Origin of the sequence: Mesorhizobium sp. KACC 23794, from assembly GCF_052180275.1 — a bacterium.
GTDB lineage: Bacteria > Pseudomonadota > Alphaproteobacteria > Rhizobiales > Rhizobiaceae > Kumtagia.
Genome location: NZ_CP197465.1, coordinates 6,979,711 through 6,997,606, shown reverse-complemented (window position 1 = coordinate 6,997,606; position 17,896 = coordinate 6,979,711). Strand labels below are relative to the sequence as shown.

18 protein-coding genes and 1 pseudogene are annotated in these 17,896 nt (G+C 62.9%); 18 read left to right on the top strand and 1 reads right to left on the bottom strand.

Annotated elements, in window-relative coordinates; genetic code table 11:
- The first annotated feature begins 40 nt into the window (after window positions 1-40).
- The 11 genes and pseudogenes from ACSBOB_RS33780 (at window position 41) to ACSBOB_RS33730 (ending at window position 10,532) form a co-directional block, all read left to right on the top strand.
- On the top strand, window positions 41-730 hold the full coding sequence (locus ACSBOB_RS33780) for a TetR/AcrR family transcriptional regulator (protein ID WP_442580356.1): 690 nt from the start codon (window positions 41-43) through the stop codon (window positions 728-730).
- A 97-nt stretch (window positions 731-827) separates the two neighbouring features.
- Entirely contained in the window at window positions 828-1,748 is a 921-nt protein-coding gene (locus ACSBOB_RS33775; RefSeq protein ID WP_442580355.1) for an SDR family NAD(P)-dependent oxidoreductase, read from the top strand.
- A gap of 104 nt (window positions 1,749-1,852) precedes the next feature.
- On the top strand, window positions 1,853-2,989 hold the full coding sequence (locus ACSBOB_RS33770) for an ABC transporter permease (RefSeq protein ID WP_442580354.1): 1,137 nt from the start codon (window positions 1,853-1,855) through the stop codon (window positions 2,987-2,989).
- A gap of 29 nt (window positions 2,990-3,018) precedes the next feature.
- Window positions 3,019-4,008 (top strand): sugar ABC transporter substrate-binding protein, encoded by a 990-nt coding sequence (locus ACSBOB_RS33765; RefSeq protein WP_442580353.1) that lies wholly within the window; start codon window positions 3,019-3,021, stop codon window positions 4,006-4,008.
- Between the two features lie 85 nt (window positions 4,009-4,093).
- Window positions 4,094-6,226, top strand: coding sequence for an ABC transporter permease subunit (locus ACSBOB_RS33760; protein WP_442580352.1), 2,133 nt, complete (start codon window positions 4,094-4,096; stop codon window positions 6,224-6,226).
- Window positions 6,223-7,266 carry a hypothetical protein gene (locus ACSBOB_RS33755; protein ID WP_442580351.1) on the top strand — a complete coding sequence of 348 codons (1,044 nt, stop codon included), beginning with the start codon at window positions 6,223-6,225 and terminating at the stop codon, window positions 7,264-7,266. Before ACSBOB_RS33760 ends, ACSBOB_RS33755 begins: the two co-directional genes overlap by 4 nt.
- Complete coding sequence (locus tag ACSBOB_RS33750; RefSeq protein WP_442580350.1) at window positions 7,263-8,768, top strand: sugar ABC transporter ATP-binding protein; 1,506 nt, start codon at window positions 7,263-7,265, stop codon at window positions 8,766-8,768. The genes ACSBOB_RS33755 and ACSBOB_RS33750 overlap by 4 nt, the downstream gene beginning before the upstream one ends.
- 89 nt (window positions 8,769-8,857) lie before the next feature.
- Window positions 8,858-9,130 (top strand): hypothetical protein, encoded by a 273-nt coding sequence (locus ACSBOB_RS33745; RefSeq protein WP_442580349.1) that lies wholly within the window; start codon window positions 8,858-8,860, stop codon window positions 9,128-9,130.
- The gene (locus ACSBOB_RS33740; protein ID WP_442580348.1) at window positions 9,127-9,477 is read left to right on the top strand and encodes an FAD-dependent oxidoreductase; all 351 of its coding nucleotides are present in this window, start codon (window positions 9,127-9,129) and stop codon (window positions 9,475-9,477) included. Before ACSBOB_RS33745 ends, ACSBOB_RS33740 begins: the two co-directional genes overlap by 4 nt.
- 54 nt (window positions 9,478-9,531) lie before the next feature.
- On the top strand, window positions 9,532-9,819 hold the full coding sequence (locus tag ACSBOB_RS33735; RefSeq protein WP_442580347.1) for a hypothetical protein: 288 nt from the start codon (window positions 9,532-9,534) through the stop codon (window positions 9,817-9,819).
- Window positions 9,792-10,532: pseudogene (locus tag ACSBOB_RS33730) on the top strand (IS6 family transposase). Before ACSBOB_RS33735 ends, ACSBOB_RS33730 begins: the two are co-directional and overlap by 28 nt.
- 486 nt (window positions 10,533-11,018) lie before the next feature.
- Here ACSBOB_RS33730 and ACSBOB_RS33725 read toward each other — a convergent pair.
- Complete coding sequence (locus ACSBOB_RS33725; protein WP_442580346.1) at window positions 11,019-11,897, bottom strand: SMP-30/gluconolactonase/LRE family protein; 879 nt, start codon at window positions 11,895-11,897, stop codon at window positions 11,019-11,021.
- A gap of 102 nt (window positions 11,898-11,999) precedes the next feature.
- Between ACSBOB_RS33725 and ACSBOB_RS33720 the strand changes: the two genes are divergently transcribed.
- Genes ACSBOB_RS33720 through ACSBOB_RS33690 form a run of 7 tightly spaced genes read left to right on the top strand, consistent with a single transcriptional unit; the run spans window position 12,000 to window position 17,883 of the window.
- Window positions 12,000-12,779 carry an HpcH/HpaI aldolase family protein gene (locus tag ACSBOB_RS33720; protein WP_442580345.1) on the top strand — a complete coding sequence of 260 codons (780 nt, stop codon included), beginning with the start codon at window positions 12,000-12,002 and terminating at the stop codon, window positions 12,777-12,779.
- The gene (locus ACSBOB_RS33715) at window positions 12,776-13,252 is read left to right on the top strand and encodes a RidA family protein (RefSeq protein ID WP_442580344.1); all 477 of its coding nucleotides are present in this window, start codon (window positions 12,776-12,778) and stop codon (window positions 13,250-13,252) included. Before ACSBOB_RS33720 ends, ACSBOB_RS33715 begins: the two co-directional genes overlap by 4 nt.
- A 52-nt stretch (window positions 13,253-13,304) precedes the next feature.
- A complete protein-coding gene (locus ACSBOB_RS33710) occupies window positions 13,305-14,027 on the top strand; it encodes a GntR family transcriptional regulator (protein WP_442580343.1) in 723 nt (240 codons plus the stop codon).
- Window positions 14,028-14,068: 41 nt separating this feature from the next.
- Window positions 14,069-15,010, top strand: a complete 942-nt coding sequence (locus tag ACSBOB_RS33705) for an ABC transporter permease (RefSeq protein ID WP_442580342.1) — start codon at window positions 14,069-14,071, stop codon at window positions 15,008-15,010.
- Entirely contained in the window at window positions 15,007-15,912 is a 906-nt protein-coding gene (locus tag ACSBOB_RS33700; RefSeq protein WP_442580341.1) for an ABC transporter permease, read from the top strand. The genes ACSBOB_RS33705 and ACSBOB_RS33700 overlap by 4 nt, the downstream gene beginning before the upstream one ends.
- A 1-nt stretch (window position 15,913) precedes the next feature.
- Window positions 15,914-16,894, top strand: coding sequence for an ABC transporter ATP-binding protein (locus ACSBOB_RS33695; RefSeq protein ID WP_442580340.1), 981 nt, complete (start codon window positions 15,914-15,916; stop codon window positions 16,892-16,894).
- Window positions 16,894-17,883, top strand: coding sequence for an ABC transporter ATP-binding protein (locus tag ACSBOB_RS33690; RefSeq protein WP_442583923.1), 990 nt, complete (start codon window positions 16,894-16,896; stop codon window positions 17,881-17,883). The genes ACSBOB_RS33695 and ACSBOB_RS33690 overlap by 1 nt, the downstream gene beginning before the upstream one ends.
- The last annotated feature ends 13 nt before the right edge of the window (window positions 17,884-17,896 follow it).

Genomic DNA, 17,896 nt, shown 5'->3' with positions numbered 1-17,896 from the left:
ACAACCTGCCATCATCTTGGAATTTTGAAGGGCGTAGACGTTGAGCGAGCAAAAACCATCCCGGCGCAAAGGCTCCACCAAGGCCGAGCGGCGCGCGGAGATGACCGAGCAGATTCTGGACGCGGCGGAGCTCCTGTTCTCGCGGCACGGGCTCTATGGGGTCACCCTCAAGGATGTGGCCAAGCAGGTCGGCGTGCACCACACGCTGATGAACTATTATTTCCAGGACAAGAAGGCGTTGTTCGACGCCGTCTTCGCGCGGCGCGCCGTTGTCACCAGCGAGCGGCGCATGCGCATGCTGGAGGAGTATGAAAAATCCTCCGGTGGAAAGCCTGCCGTCGAGGGCGCGCTGCACGCCTTCCTCGACACGGATCTCGATCTCTACACGGAGGGCGGCGAGGGCTGGAAGAACTATGCCGCGCTCGGCGCCCAGGTGGCGAATACGCCCGAATGGGGGGCAGAACTGATGGACCAGCATTTCGACCCGGTGGTGCTGCGCCTGATCGGCCTGCTCAAGCAGGCGCTGCCCGACGCTGCAGACGCGGACATTTTCTGGGGCTATCACTTCGTGACCGGCGCGCTGATGCTGACGCTGGCGCGGACCGGCCGCATAGACAAGCTTTCGAACGGACTCTGCCGTTCCGACGACTATGCGGCCGTGAAGGAGCGAATGGCGAAGTTCATGGCGGCGGGTTTCCTGGCGATCTGCCGGGGGGAGTGGCCTTCCTAGGCACAAGGTGAGCGCTCTGTCCTTTTTCGGGCAGTAGCGCTCGGATGTGCAAAGAATGCTTGCGGCGATTTAACTAATTATCTAGTGAGTGAATGGAATGACGACGGGTGCTGAAGAGGTCGCAATGAAGCTGGGAGGGCGCGTCGCGATTGTCACCGGAGCCGGCAGCGGCCTGGGGCGCTCGCATGCGCTGACGCTTGCCCGGCTCGGTGCGAAGGTGGCCGTCAACGATGTGAGCCTCGCGTCGGCAGAGTGCGTGGCCGATGAGATCAGGCAAGCAGGTGGCGAGGCGATCGGCTTCGATACTTCGGTGACGAACGAGGCACGGGTCGGCGACATGATCGCCCGGACCATGGAGACCTGGGGCCGCGTCGATATTCTCATCAACAATGCCGGCATCCTGCGCGATCGCAGCTTTGCCAAGATGACCATGGCCGAGTTCCGCGAGGTCATAGACGTGCATCTGATGGGATCGGCGATCTGCACCAAGGCGGTGTGGGAGATCATGCGTGAACAGCGCTTCGGCCGTGTGGTGATGACGACGTCGTCCTCCGGGCTCTACGGCAGTTTCGGGCAGGCGAACTACGGCGCCGCCAAGATGGCGCTCGTCGGCTTGATGCAGACGCTGGCGATCGAGGGCGAGAAGTACGGGATCAAAGTCAACTGCATCGCGCCGACAGCTGCCACGGCAATGACGCAGGGCATATTGTCCGACGATGCGCTTGCGCGCTTCTCGCCGGAACTCGTCAGTTCGGGGCTCTTGGCGCTGGTTAGCGAAGATGCGCCGACACGTTCGATTTTGTGCGCCGGTGCGGGCCATTTCGCGCGGTCGAACGTGACGCTGACGCAGGGCCTCCACATTGGCGGCGGCGAGCAGGCGGCCGAGCGCGTGGTCACCAACTGGGAGCGGATCGGTGACCGTGTGGATGAACTCGTGCCCGGTTACGGTGTGATGCAGTTAGAACGCGAACTGGCCAGCGCCGGGGGTACGGGAAGCATGAGGACCGCCAGGGGCTAGGGCGGCAAGGCAACGGGCTGACGGCATTCGGAGGAAGCCGCTGGATCTGACGCCGAAGCGCCGTCGGCGCGATGGGGAAGAAGGAGGACGACGGAAGCCGCATCATGCGGACCCGTCAGTTGTCGGAGGGACCGGTTTATCCGGGTTCGCCGAGGGGAGGAGAGGCCGATGAGGAAGCAGGTCCGATCGACTGCATTCGCGTTGCCGCCGGCATGACCATGCCGGACAATGCAGCGACGGTCGCCGTGCCGACTGCCCAGAGGGGGGTCGGCAGGAAGAACATGCTGGAGCGCGTGGTCGCGGTCGCGACGCTGGCGCTTATCGTTGTCTTTGCCTTTGCTATCGACGGCTTCGCGACGCTCGGCAACCTCCTCGTCATCCTGTCGAATTCCGCCTCGCTGGCTATACTCAGTTGCGGCATGGCCGTGGTTATCATTTCGCGGGGGCTGGACCTGTCGCTGATCGCGCAGATGGTGGCCGGGGCGACCGTTTTCGGCATCCTGATCAGCAGCGGCGTGACCGCGCCAGTCGCGATGCTCGTGGCTATCGTCGCCATGGTGTTCACCGGCTTCGTCAACGCCTGGCTGATCGCCTATGTCGAGATCCCAGCCATGCTGGCGACGTTGGCGTCGTCGATGTTCGTGGTCGGCCTGCTCCGCTTTGCCGTTCTGCGCGGCGAGTTCCTGCTGCTCCTGCCCAAGTCCGATCCGACGGTGGCTTTCCTGGCCGGCGACGTGCTGCCAGGACTGTCGATGCCGGTCGTGTTGATGGTGGCGGTGCTGGCGGCAAGTTGGTTCCTGCTCAACCGCTCGTCTACGGGGCGCGTAATCTATGCCATGGGCGACAATTTTCTGGCGGCACGCCTTGCCGGACTGTCCGTGCGCACGACGACCATCGCCGTCTATGTGTTTGCCGGGCTCACGGCCCTTGTGGCGGGACTGATCACTTCGGCCGCCAGCGGGGCGGTGGATTTCCGTACCGTGACCAATGGCACGCTGCTGTTCGATGTCATCCTCGTGGTGGTGCTGGGCGGCATTCCGCTGAGGGGAGGTCGCGGCGGTATACGCAACATCATTGTCGGCGTCGCACTGATCGCTGTGCTGCGCAACGGCATGACGCTGATGAATTTCACGACGCAGACGCAGGATATGCTCAAGGGGCTGGTCCTGCTGATGGCTGTTGTGACCGACAATTATCTGAATCCCAGAGACACGGAGACCGACACGGTCGGCGATCTCTGACGATGCCACAGTCAACACGGGAGGAAAGCATGTTGCATAAATTGGGAAGCAAGTTTCGAACAATGGCGGTGAGTGCGCTGATGGGCGCTTGCGCGCTCGTCGGCACGAGCGTCGGGGCTCAGGCGGATATGAATCTCGCCGGCAAGAAGGTGATCTTCGTGCCGATCGCGATGGGCATCTCGCTGACCGAGGGATGGGCGCGCCGCATGCGCGAGCACGCGGCCACCTACGGCTACACGGTCGATGTGCGTGACGCCGCCTTCAATACGGGCGCAATGACCGAACTGGTAGCCAAAGCGATCAGCGAGAAGCCGGACGTGCTGGTGGTGCACAATCCGACGGTCCAGTTGCTGGCGCGCCAGATCAAGCAGGCCGAGTCGGAAGGCATCAAGGTCCTGCAGATCAACCTGCAGTCCAACCAGCCTTCGAGTGCCTTCGTCGGCGCGAACTGGGAGCGTATCGGCCGCGAGATCGCCGAAGACATCGTCAAGGAATGCGGCGCCGGCAGCGGTAAGTCCGGAAAGGTCGCCATCATCCCGGGCCAGCTCACCGCCGCCGACAGCGTGATCATGAACGAGGCGGCGTTCAAGGTGTTCGAGCAGCACAAGGAAATCCAGGTCGTGTCGAACCAGGCTTCCGACTGGGAGCCGGAAAAGGCGCGCCAGATCACCGCGACCGTGCTGCAGCAGCATCCGGACCTGTGTGCCGTCTTCGGCCACTGGGATGTCCATACGATGGGCGCGGGCAATGCGGTGAAGGACGCCGGCAAGGCCGACTCCGTGCTGGTCTACTCGACCGGCGGCGGCGACTCCGTGGCCTGCAAGGCGATCGAGGACGGCGTCCAGGATCGTATCTGGAGCTACGATGCCGACGGGCAGGGCCGCGACGCCGGCACCATGATCGACCTGCTGCTGCAGGGCGCGGCCGCGGCGGATGGCTCCATGCTGATCGCGGAATCGCCGCTGAAGATCATCAAGGCCGGCGACGGCTACGATCCGACGCTCTGCTGGAAGATGTGACGGCAACGCCGCTTCCCGTCCGCGCAAGCGGTTCTCTCGCGGGGCTTTCAGGAGCCCCGCGTCTCCCCTCCAGTGGAAAGCCGTGATGGCCGCCGATATCGATTTTGCCAGTCTGCCGAGGCAGCGCGTGCCGCGTATCGTGCTGTCGCCGCGCCGCATCGCTGCCGATGTCCTGTCCAAGGGCTGGGTGGAAAGCCTTATTCCGTTCGTTGCGCTTGTGTGCGTGGTCGTGGGCGTGCAACTGACGACGGACGGCTACTTTGCTGCATTGAACCTGCGCAACCTTGCGCAGTACGCGGCTGACGGCGGCCTCGTGGTGCTGGCGTTGCTGATCGTGGTGGCGGCCGGCGGCATCGATCTTTCGGTCGGCTCCAACTTCGCCATGTCGGCCTTTGTGGCGCTGTTCTGCTTCCACATCCTGCAACTGCCGGTTCCGGTCGTGCTGGTGGTCACACTGGCTACTGGCGCCGCGGTTGGCACCGCCAACGGCGTTATCGCCGGCCTTCTCGGCTGTGGTGCGCTGCTGACTACGCTCGGCACAATGATCACAACGCGCGGTCTGTTCACGCTCGCCTCGCAGGCGCAACTCGTCGAGATCTCCTCGTCGGCGCGCATGGATGATCTCTGGGACTGGATCGGCTTCGAGAAGGTTTTGACCTTGCCGATCGGATTCTGGGCGTTGCTCATCGTCGCGGTGCTGGTGCTGGTAATGTTCCGCCAGACCCGGTTCGGCTGGCACATTCTGGCTGTCGGCGGCAACCGCAAGGCGGCGCGCCATGGCGGCATTCGTGTCCGGGCAACGATCTTCCTCGCCTACACGCTTGCCGGCCTGATCGTCGGGCTGGCCGGCTTCCTCTATGCCGCGCGGCAGAACAGCGTCGGTTCCGACACCGGCATCGGCATGGAGTTCTTCGTGCTGACGGCGCTGGTGGTGGGCCTCGGCGGCTTTGTGCCGGGGCGGGGCGCGGTGGTTTCCGTTCTGATCGGCTTCGCCACCGTCTACATTCTGAACAATGCGATGATCAATGCCGGCTTCCGCGGCGACTTCGTCCAGCTTTCCATGGGCGCGATCATCATCCTGATCCTCGCCATCGACGTAAAATTCCGCAAGAATCGGCACCGGCTGCTGGCCTCGACCTATCTCGATCCCGTCGCCTTCGACGCTGGCGAAGTGAAGGGTATGCGCGGGCTGATGCCGGACGAGACCGCGCCGAAGCTGAAGGCCGCTGAGATCCTCGCGGCGGGACAAGTGGACGGGCCGGAGGATGTACTGCTCGATGCGGCCGGCAATATCTATTGCGGCAGCCGCGACGGCTATCTCTACAGGATCGCCGCGCCGAACCATGCCAAAGCCGAGGTCTTGGCCAAGATCGGCGGCCGGCCGCTGGGGCTCGCCCTCGACCGCGAGGGCCGCATCGTCGCTTGCGTTGCAGGCATGGGGCTGGTGCGGGTGACCATGGACGGCAAGGTGGAACTCTTGACTGACCAGACCGAACGCAGCCTGTTCAGCGTGCAGGACGACACGACGATCCGCATGGCCGATGACCTCGACATCGCGCCGGATGGCACGATCTATTTCACCGACGCGACCAAGCGCTACGATATCGAGAACTGGGGCCTCGACCTACTGGAAGGCAGGCCGAATGGCCGCCTGCTCTCCTTCGATCCGGCGACGAGAAAGACGCGGACCGTTTGCGACAATCTCCTCTTTCCCAACGGTGTGTGTCTAACCCATGACGGGCAGTATTTGCTGGTGGCGAGCACGTGGGACTGCTCGATCCTGATCTTCGATCTCAAGCGGCTCTCCGACGGACCGCGCGTCTTCGTGAGCGGCCTGCCGGGCTATCCCGACAATGTCAACCGCGCTTCGGATGGCGGGTACTGGGTCGCGCTGGCGGGCATGCGCAATCCGGTCTTCGATCAGGCGATGCGGCATCCAGGCCTGCGCCGGCGCATGACAATGCGCGTCCCGCCGACCAACTGGCTGTTCGGCAATCTCAACATCGGCGGCGTGCTGAAGGTCGATAGCCAAGGCAAGGTGGTCGATGCGCTTTGGGATGTGCCGGACGGCCCACTCTACATGATCACCTCAATGCGCGAGCATGAGGGCGCGCTCTATCTCGGCGGCGTCACCAACGACAAGATTGGCCGTCTGAAGCTCGACGGCGCCAATCCCGCTTGGCGAGCGCCGGACAGCTATTGGGGGCGCGCGAGATGATGCCGTTCTTCCGGGCGAGGCGACAGGAGCCTCCGGCGATGACGCTGGAGGGCGTGCTTGGCCCCAATGGCCGGCTTGATGCTGTGGAGGGTATGAGGGTCGAAGCGCCCGATGCGGTATGCGTTTCCACGGACGGCAGGCTGTTGTTCAGTTCGGGCAAGCGTGTGATGGCGTTACGGGCTTGGGGTCGCGAGCCTGAAACCTTCGCGGCATTCGCTGCATCTGTCACCGCGCTTTCGCAGAGCCCCGGCGGCCTGGTCGCCGTCGGGCTCGCCGGTGGAGGCGTTGCCGTCCTCGATGCCTCGGGAAAGTCGATCGATGGCTGGCTCCTTCCAGGCGGTCGCCTCGCATCCGTGGCGGACTGCGCATTCAATTCCGAGGACGAATTGCTGCTGGTCGATTGCGGCTACGGGGCGAACGATCATGTGCTTGCACAGGCCGCCTGGGACGATGAGGCGCGTGGCCAACTCGTGGCGCTGCGCCGGTCCGGCGAGACGCGCATCATCACCCCCGGCCTGCACTCTCCAATGGGTGTCGCCTTCGACGCACAGGGTGGGGCGTTGGTGTCCCTGCTCGAACGCGCCAGCATCGTCGATGCCTCCGGAAAAGTCCGGCAGTCGGGTTATCCCGGTTATCTTGGCCGCCTGCGGAAAACTCCGACCGGCTACGCACTCGCCTGCCTGTCGCGGCGCGATCCGCTGATCGAGTTCCTCAAGACTGAGCGCGGCTTTATCGCCGAGATGAAGGCTAAGATCGCGCCGCGCCACTGGATCGCGCCGCGCGCCAATCCGGAATTCAGCCACGACTTTCCGATCGAGTTGGGCGCCACGCGACTGTTCGGCGAGGTTAAGCCATGGGCGCCGTCCTTCTCCTACGGTCTGCTCATCGAGATGGATGAGGGGCTGATGCCCGTTAGCTCCGCCCAGTCGCGCGCCAATGGCCTGCGCCACGCGATCTGCGACGTAACGGCGTGGAATGGCGACCTCATCGCTGTCAGCAAGGCCAGCGGCGAGATATTGAACCTCGGAGCGGGGACATGACCGCAACGACAGCGCGACCCGTCATCAGTCTCGAAAACGCGACCAAGACCTATGGCGGTATCGCGGCGCTGGCCGAGGTCAGTTTCGAGCTTTTTCCCGGTGAGATCCATGCGCTGGTGGGCGAGAACGGCGCCGGCAAGTCGACGCTCTGCAAGCTGATCGCCGGCGTCATCGCGCCGACGGACGGCGTGCTGCACGTCGATGGCGAGGTGGTCGCGTTCGCCGCGCCAAAGGATGCGAGCGCGCGGGGCATCTCGATGGTCTATCAGGAAACGAGCCTGGTCCCTCAGCTGACCGTGGCGCAGAACATCGTGCTTGGCCGCGAGCGGGCATTCAATTCGGTCCGCAAGGTGCGCAACGCTGCCCGGCAAATCCTACAGCGGCTGAACTTCAAGGTCGATCCCTTTCAGCTCGCGGGCTCGCTGTCGGCCGCCAAGCGGCAGATGGTGGAGATCGCGCGGGCGGTGTTCAACGAGGCGCGGGTCATCATCCTCGACGAGCCCACCGCGGCGCTGACGCCGGAGGAGACCGAGCATCTGTTCGATCTCATGCGGTCGCTGCGGCGCAGCGGCGTGGCGATGATTTTTATCAGCCATGCGCTGGAAGAGGCGCTGAAGCATGCCGACCGCATCTCCGTGCTGCGCAACGGGCGGATGATGGTCACCGGCCCGGCAGGCGAGTTCGATCGGGCCAAACTGATTCGGCACATGATCGGCGAGGAGTTGAACGAACAAGGCGGTGGACCCGCCGCGGCCCGTGCGCCGCGTTCGGCCGTGCCTGTGCTGCGGGTCGAAAACATCCGCATGGGCTCGATGGTCAACAACATGTCGTTCTCGATCTTCCCGGGCGAGGTCACCGGCATTGCCGGGCTGATTGGGTCGGGCCGCAGCGAGGTGGCCAAGGTGATCATGGGCCACACCAAGCGAAATTTCGGCGGGGGCCGCATCTGGCTGCACGGCCGCGAGGTGCGGTATGCGATCCCCGCCCAGGCGGTCGCCGACGGGATCGCCTATATCAGCGAGGACCGTAAGCTCGACGGCTTCTTCGAGACGCTGAGCGTGGCCGACAATATCGGGCTCGGCTGGCTGGCGAAGTTCGGCCGGCGCACGTTGCTGGCGCCGCTCGGCCGCATGCGTCGGGTGGCGCGCGAGTGGGAGGAGCAGCTCTCGATCCGCCGCATCGGCGTCAATCAGCCGGTGCTGCATCTCTCCGGCGGCAACCAACAGAAGGTGGTCATCGCCAAGTCGCTGGCGCAGGAGCCGAGGCTGGTGATCTTCGACGAGCCGACCCGTGGTGTCGACGTCGGCGCCATCGCCGAGATCAGGCGGATTATCAGGAGCATCGCCGACAGCGGCGCCGGCGTCATCCTGATTTCGTCATACTTGCCGGAAATACTCGACCTCTCCGACCGCATCCTGGTGGCCAAGAGTGGCACCATAGCCGCCGAATTCTCGCGCGCCGAAGCGACGGCGGAGCGGATTTTGCACGCCGCGGTTCACTAAATGTCTAGTCCCTGGATGTGGTAGTGCATCATTGAACCTAAGCCGTTAGATGCTGGATCGGGCGCAGATCTGGTCGCGCCAGCAGGTGAATGAGCCTTTCCGAGGAAATAGTTTTCTACGTTTCGGAGCCTCCAAAAAGTTTGCGACAGAACCCGGCGCTCGCGATCAGCCTTCCCTGGCTGGTCGAGGAAGCGGAGCGCGGCGCCCAGGTATTCGGTGGAAACTTCTGGTCCTATGGGGTCGACAACGAACCTGCCATCGAGGTCTTTCTCGACGCGCATTATAGACAAGGTCTGTCGTCCCGACGATTGCGGGCGGAGGAAGTTTTTTCGCCAAGATCGATGGAACGCTTCAAGATATGACAGGGCCAGCGACATCTGCCGGCAGTAATGAGCTTGATGTCGACATTCTGGTGGTAGGCAGTGGGGCGGCAGGCTTCGCTGCCGCGCTTACCGCCCGGCTCGCTGGGCTAAAAGTGCTGCTGGTCGAAAAGGCTCCGGTGTTCGGCGGGACCTCCGCTCTGTCGGGCGGCGGCGTGTGGGCGCCGGGCAACCTGCGCCATTGCATTGAGGCCGTGGAATATCTCGAGGCAAATAGCCTGTTGGTCTTCGAACCGAACCCCACCCCGGATTACCGGGCCGAGTCGCCGGGCGGCATCGCCGGCGGCAGATCGTTGCGCGCCGCGCGGTTCGACGGGCGGGTGCTTTGACCTTGGCTTGGCAAGCTGCGCCCGCCTTTAGCCTCTTCAACCAGTTTTGGGGGCATGATGGTCTCGGCCGAGGATCTGCCTGATCTGTTTCGAGCCGGCCGCTCGTTGCCATCGGCGTTTCGTGTGCTGGGCATGCTGGGCCGGCATTTTGGAGATGGCCTGCGCAACGCCCGAGTGACGCGGTTGGCACATGGCAACGGCCTGATCGCGGCGTTGGCGGCTGCCTATCTGGAGAAAGGCGGAGAACTCTGGCTGCGAGCGTCACTGACTGAACTGCATCTGGAAGACAGCCGGGTGGCGTCGGCTCTCGTCCAATGCGAGCAACGGAGTGTTATGACCTAACGTCCTGCCGACCCAGTCATCTTTATAAGCGCCATCGCTTTCCGGCTGAAATCATCAGCCATGCGGTGTGGCTCCACTTCCGCTTTCCGCTCAGCCTTCGCCATGTCGAGGACATGCTCGCCGTTCGCGGCATCGCGGTCTCCTTCCAGACCGTGGGCGAATGGGCAGGCAAGTTCGGAGCCGCATATGCCCGCCAGATCCGACGGATGTCCAAAGGCGCCTTCGCCGACAAATGACACCTCGATGAGATGGTCGTTTCCATCAAGGGCGGGAAAGACTGGCTGTGGCGAGCGGTCGATGCAAACCGCCATATTCTCGACGCCCTTGTGCAAAGCCGAAGAGACCGTAAAGCTGTGCTGAGGCTGCTGCGAACGCTGCTCAAGCAACAGGGCATCGCACACCGCGTCATGATTACAGACAAGCTTCGTTCATATAGCGCGGCAAGGAACGAACTCATGCCCGCCGTGGAACATCGATCCCACAAGGGGTTGAACAACAGGGCGGAGAATTCTCATCTTGTCGTCCGAAGACGGGAGCGGACGATGAAGCGATTCAAGTCGAGCCGGCAATGTCAGCGCTTCGTTTCCATTCACGACCCGATAGCAAATCTCTTCCACTATCCGCGCAACTTTCTCACCTCAACCCAGTATCGCAAACTTCGAACGGCCTCCATGGAAACAGGGAGCCGGATTACCATCCCGACCGCCGGGTGAAAAACGGCCCGCGAGCCTCCGCACGCTTCATGCCGAGTTAAGGCGACGGTACCACCGTTCTGGCTTCACTCCTGCCCGGCGGCGGAGCGCTGGCGCGACGCGTTGGTGGCTGCTGATTGTGATGTCAGCTGGATCGACCTTCCAGCCCGTGGAATCGCCGGCAACAGCCACGCGCTGATGGCCGACGACAATAGCGACGACATCGCTGGCTTGGTTCTCGACTGATGAGTAAGCACGGCCTCATCGAGCGCTGACGGTGCCTCTATTGCCTGGCCGTGGATCGGGCGACCTCGGCAGCCCCTTGTCACAGCATCCCGCGGCAGAAAAACACGGATGGCCGCACTGGTTTCAGTGTTTCCCTGCTAACCAGGCTTGGCGAAGTCCGTAATGAAAACCTTGCCTGCTTCCCCGACAGACGTCTGCATGTGCAGAAAATCCGTGCGTTCGGGAACGAGAGCGGGCAATCATGCCGCGCATGATCTGCTGTCAGAGAGGGCAGCCGAACCGCGCGACCGGTACACCGCTGGCGTTCACGCGACAGGACATCAATCGCCCGCGGGCGGTTCTGCCGTCGCCCTCGCGGGTCAGCCCGGTGATGAAAAGCGTTCGCCCGTCGGCCCCACCGAAACAGGGCATCGTCGGCGCCTCCATCGGCGCAGCAAGTGTCCGCAGGCGGCGGCCCTCAGGATCGAAGATATGGATGCACCCGGCGGTGACGCCCGCGCTCCAGTAATTGCCGTCGGTGTCGACTGCCGCCCCGTCGGGCAAGCCCTCCTCAAGCGTCGGGGTGGCCAAAATGCGCCCATTGGCAATGTTTCCTGTGCAGGGATCGAAATCCCACGCTTTTATAAACGTTGCCCTCGAATCGGCGTGATACATGGTGCGGTTGTCCGGGCTCCAGGCCAATCCGTTCGAGACGTGGATATCGGCAATCACCCTCCGGCAATCGCCATCCGGCGATATCCTGAAAAGAGCGCCCGTGGGCCTTGTCGGGCGGGTCGCGTGCATGGACCCGACCCAGAACGCTCCATCCGGACCCACCTTTCCGTCATTCAGCCGGTTTGGCACGTCCTCGCCTTCCGGCGTAGCCAGATGTTCGAACACGCCCGTGGCAGGGGTGAAGAAGCATACCGTCTTGCGCAACGAGACGAGCAGTCGCTCATCCGATGTCAAACCGATCGATGTAACGAGATCGGGCATCGGGTATCGGCGCAGATGCGCAGCCGCGGGGTCCCAGCTCAAGACGGTCTGGTCCAGAATGTCGACGAACCAAAGCACCTCGCGAACACCGTCCCATACAGGCCCTTCTCCCAATCGGGTTTCGGTTTCGGCGCAGTCCTCGAGTTCCAGGGCGTCGGGCAGCATGGGGTTCCTCAAATCCGGCAGTCGGTAACGCATCAACAATTCGGCTTGCAGCGAAACTATCGTATATCGTATATAGAAACTGCACAACAAATGGAGAAACGGATGCGAAATGCTCTGCGAAGCAGCCTTTCGGCGGGCCCGGCATGTGTCAATGGCTGGCTTTCGATGTCCAACTCCTACGGTGCGGAGGTAATGGCCCGCTGCGGTTGGGATAGCCTCACAGTGGACATGCAACACGGGGTGCAGGACTACGCCTCGCTCGTCCATTGTTTCCAAGGCGCGTCGAGCGCCGGAATCCCGCTGCTTGCCCGGGTTGCCTCGAACGAAAGCGGGATGGTGGGAAAGGTTCTGGATGCGGGTGCCTGGGGCGTCATCTGTCCGATGATCAACACTCCCGAGGAGGCGGCACGGTTCGTCGCCGCTTGTTATTATGCCCCCCGGGGGAATCGCTCGAACGGCCCCGACCGGGCTGCGGCATATGCAGAGCCTGATGCGACATATCAGAGCTTCGCCAATGACGAGGTTCTGGCTATTCCCATGATCGAGACCGTGGAGGCCGTCGACGCGGTCGAGGCGATCCTGGATGTGCCCGGCGTAAGCGGTGTCTACGTCGGGCCGAGCGACCTGGCTCTTTCGATGGGCTTGCCGCCAGCCTTCGACAACGATGCTCCCGAAATCATCGCGATCTACCGCCGCATCGTGAAAGCCGCCACGGATCGGGGCCTTTTCGCCGGCATCCATTGTCTTTCTGCGGATTATGCGGCCCGCATGGCGGACGAGGGCTTCCGGTTTGTAACCGTGGGCAGCGATGCGGGTTTGATGGCGGCGTCGGCCCGCCATGCGGTGGGGCGCTTCCGATCCGGCGTCGAGGCTGCGGTATGACGGCGTCGCCTGCCGCGCGACTAGCCGAGCTCGGACTTGTCCTGCCGCCGCTGCGAAAGCCCGCCGGCAATTTCACAATGGCCAGGCGCCATGGCGATCTGCTGTATCTGTCGGGGCAGGGGCCGGGCGGAAGCAATGTATCCCTGCCGCATGGCAAAGTGGGTGGGGAAATAGGCGTCGAGGAAGCTTACGAGCACGCACGGCGCGTCACGCTCAATCTGCTTGCCGCTGCGGACGCAACGCTCGGGTCGATCGATCGCATCGGCGGGATCATCAAGGTTCTCGGCTTCGTCAACGCAGTGCCCGATTTCGCGGACCATCCGTCCGTCATCAACGGCTGCTCCGATCTGCTCTTGGATATTTTCGGCGCGGACCGGGGGCGCCATGCGCGTTCTGCAATCGGAGCGGGCAGTCTGCCGTCTCGAATTACCGTGGAGATCGAGATGATCGTCAGTTGCGTGGAGGACGCATGAAACTGATTTCGCCGCTGACAAGGACGGAACTGGCGCATGGACGGGATCAACCATGATGCCCCAGCGAAACAGCCTTTCTCAGCAGGTTTACGACCATCTACGTCTGGGAATCATGGCTGGCCGCTTTCTTCCTGGCACACGCCTGAGCATAAGCGGCCTTGCCGAGGAGTTCGGGACATCTCCCACTCCGGTGCGCGAGGCGATTTTCCAGCTTGTTCGGGAACATGCGCTCGAGCTGCGCCCCGGCCACCAGCCCAGGGTCCCCGCGCTCGACATCCAGCACTACGTGGAAGTGCGCGAAGTGCGCGCGCCTCTGGAGCGGCTCGCCGCCGAATTGGCCGCGTCGCGCATATCCCAGGACGAGATCGACGAATTGGCCGGCCTGCATCGCCGCTACGCGGAGTGCGAGGACGCCCAGGACTGGACGGAGGCGCTGGCAGCCAACCAGTCCTTTCATTTCTGCATCTATCGTGCATCGGGCAATGAAACTCTCAGGGCGGTGCTTGAGAATTTTTGGCTTGTGACCGGACCCTTTGTCGCCAATCAGTATCCCGCGATCCTCAACTCACGCATCACTCCCCATCCGCACAATCAGCTCATCGATGCATTGCGCCGCCGCAATGCACAGGAGGCCGGCGACGCCCTCGTCAATGACCTTCGGGACGGTTCCCATCAGCTTCTGGAATGGCTTCGGCGAAAGGAAGCCGGCACCTCCGCGCCCGTGCGAAGCCGTTCAACGGATTCCCACTTAAAAAAAGGGTTGCCATCCGACTAAATTATGTATCGTATATACTATATACTTTTTAGAGGGCATTTGTGATCAAGCTCGCCGCCAGACGCATCCTGATGACGATTCCGGTCATGCTCCTCGTGGCGCTGCTCGTGTTCAGCCTGCTTCACCTGTCGCCCGGCGATCCGGCCGTCGTCTTTGCGGGCGACCAGGCGACGCCTGAGCAGATCGAGCAGGTCCGTATCCGCATGGGTCTCGACCAACCGTTTCTGGTTCAGTTCGGCACCTGGGGTTGGAATCTTTTGAACGGCGACCTGGGTCGGTCGCTGGTCAGCAACGTTCCGGTCGTCGATCTCATCGCCCAGCGGATCGAACCCACATTGTCGCTGACCGTACTGACGCTCCTCTGGTCGGTGCTGGCTGCGGTGCCGCTGGCGGTGCTGGCGGCATGGAAGCAGAACTCGCTCATCGACAGGGCTGTTATGCTGCTCGGCGTCGCAGGGTTTTCGGTTCCGATCTTCGTGTTCGCCTACTGCGTCATCTACATTTTTTCGATCGAGCTTCGTTGGTTGCCGATTCAGGGGTACAAACCGCTCTCCGAAGGTGTCGGTCCCTGGTTGCGCAGTCTCGTGTTGCCGGCGTTCGCGCTCGGAACGGGATATGTGGCGTTGATATCCCGCATCGGCCGCGCCGCTCTGGTGGAAATCCTGCAGCAGGACTACATACGCACGGCGCGCGCAAAAGGCGCCAACTCTCGGATTGTCCTCTTCCGGCACGCGCTGAAGAACGCAGCCGTGCCCATCATCACGATCGTGGGACTGGGTGTCGGGCTGCTGATCGGCGGTGCGGTCGTCACCGAAACCGTGTTCGCGCTGCCGGGTATCGGACGCCTCACCGCCGACGCGATCCTACGGCGGGACTACCCCGTGATCCAGGGCGTCGTGCTGTTGTTCTCGTTTTCCTACATGCTGATCAATCTTCTGATCGATCTTCTCTACCCGCTCTTCGATCCGAGGATACGCTATTGACGTCCGCCCGCGCCTTCGTTCCCCCCGTCGCGGCGCCACTGCCAGAAATCCTGGAGGAGCGCCGTCCCCGTCCGGGATTGACCGGCCTCGCGCTTCGTCATCTTTCGGTGACGATCGGCCTCGTATGCCTTTTCGTCCTCTTGTTCATCGCCATCTGCGCCCCCTGGCTGGGCACCACCGACCCGCTGGCGATCAATCCCGGCATGCGCACGCGCCCGCCATCGTGGGTGCATTTTTTCGGGACGGACGCGTTGGGGCGGGATCTATGGTCGCGGGTGCTCTACGGCACGCGTGTTTCGCTCACCGTCGGCTTCTGCGTCGCCGCGCTGGCCACAGTCATCGGCGCGATCCTCGGGATGGTGTCCGGCTATGTCCGGGTGGCGGACGGTATCATCATGCGGCTGATGGATGCGGTGATGTCGATTCCCTCGATCCTCCTTGCGATCGCGCTCGTGGCGCTCACCCGCCCGTCGGTGCTCAACGTCATCATCGCAATCACCGTGGCGGAGGTTCCCCGCGTCGCGCGCCTCGTCCGCTCGGTCGTGCTGACCTTGCGCGAACAGGCATATGTCGAAGCAGGCATCGTGTCGGGATCGAATGCTTCGCAGATCATCCATCGGCATATCCTTCCCAATGCGTTGGCGCCGATCATCGTGCAGGCCACCTACATCTGCGCATCAGCCATGATCATCGAGGCTACGCTTTCGTTCATCGGAGCGGGCACCCCGGCTTCGGTCCCGTCCTGGGGCAACATCATGGCCGAAGGCCGGGCGCTTTGGCAGGTCAAACCCTTGATTGTTCTTATTCCGGCAGCGTTCCTGTCCATGACAGTCCTCGCGGTCAATGTCGTCGGCGACGGCCTGCGCGACGCGCTGGACAGCCGGCTGATCAAGGATATCTGACATGGCCCTGCTCGAAGTCACGGATCTTCAGACGCATTTCCGCACGCCTAAGGGCATCAATCGCGCGGTACAGGGGGTCTCGTTCTCTGTCGATGCGGGGGAAACGCTTGCAATCGTCGGAGAATCCGGTTGCGGCAAGTCGGTCACGTCCATGTCGATAATGCGGCTGCTGCCGTCGGGTGCGGCCAAAAGCGCCGGCCGTGTCACCTTGGACGGGCGCGACCTGCTCGGCCTGTCGGAAGCCGAGATGCAGGCGGTTCGCGGCAACGAGATCGGCATGATCTTCCAGGAGCCGATGACGAGCCTCAATCCGGTGCTGACGGTAGGAGCCCAGGTGTCCGAGACGATTGCCCTTCACCAGAATATCTCGCGCGCGGAACTTGCCCGTCGCGCGCTTGAAATGCTCGATTTGGTCGGCATCCCCGACGCACCGCGCCGCATGAACGAGTATCCCCACCAGCTTTCCGGCGGGATGCGCCAGCGTGTAATGATAGCGCTTGCACTGGCCTGCAAGCCAAGGATTCTGATCGCCGACGAACCAACCACGGCACTCGACGTGACCATCCAGGCCCAGATCCTGGAATTGCTGCGCGACATACAGCGAGAGCACGGCACAGCCATCATTCTCATCACTCACGATCTCGGCGTGGTCGCGGAATCGACTAACCGGGTCGCAGTGATGTATGCTGGCCGCAAGATCGAGGAAGCAGCAACGGATACGTTGCTCGCCAATCCGCGGCACCCTTATACGAGGGGGCTTCTGGCGGCGGTACCGCGTCTCGGCCGCGCCGAGCGAGGCCGGCTGGCGGAAATACCCGGTCTGGTTCCCGATCTGCGAAAGCCGCTGGACGGCTGTTCGTTCGCCAACCGCTGCCCCGCTGCGACAGAATTCTGCCGCCAATACGCGCCGGCCTTGGAACTCAAGGCGCCCGGACATGTCGCCGCTTGCCACCTCGCAGAACCGCATGGAGGCCGCGCGTGATTGGCGTTCCTCTCCTCAGCGTCCAAAATCTTTCCAAGCACTACGACCTTGGCAATAACTGGTTTGGCGGTGCGCAACGCTGGCTGAAAGCCGTTGTCGATGTCAGCTTCGACATCGCCCGTGGTGAAACCCTGTCTTTGGTGGGTGAATCGGGCTGCGGCAAGTCGACCGTAGGAAGAGCCATAGCCGGCTTGCATTCCGTCACCGCTGGCCAGGTTCTGCTCAACGGCGTGGCAATAGGAAGCCCCGAGGCGAAGGTCGGCGGCCACTGGCATCGTAAAATCCAGGTCATATTCCAGGACCCCTATTCAAGTCTCAACCCGCGCATGAGGGTCCGCGACATCATCGCCGAACCGTTGCGCAATTTCGGAATGGCGCGGACTTCCGGCGAACTCGAAGCCAGGGTTAACCGCCTGATCGACCTGGTTCGGCTTCCCCGCGATTCCGGCGACCGCTTTCCCCACGAGTTCTCCGGCGGGCAGCGGCAGCGCATTGGCATAGCGCGCGCGCTTGCACCGGAGCCGGAACTCATCATCTGCGACGAGGCGGTGTCGGCCCTTGACGTTTCGGTGAAGGCGCAGATCGTGAATCTGCTGGGGGAGCTGCGCCATGAACTCGGCCTGTCCCTGCTGTTCATCAGCCATGACCTTGCAATCGTCGATCACATCACCGACCGGGTCGCGGTCATGTATCTCGGCCGTATCGTGGAGATCGGCACACGCGCCGAGCTTTTCGAAACACCCAAGCATCCATATACGCGGGCGCTGCTCTCGGCCGTGCCCGTTGTGGATGCGCATATGCGGCGGGAGCGCCTGCTGCTGAAGGGCGAGTTGCCGTCACCGCTTTCACCGCCTTCGGGTTGCACCTTCCGAACGAGATGTCCGCTGGCGGAGGCGCGCTGCGGAACGGAAACCCCCGCCCTGCTATCGCTGGGCGGAAAACAGATGGCAGCCTGCCATCTTCTACATAGCCAAAACCTCAACGCCTGAAGGGCAAGAACAA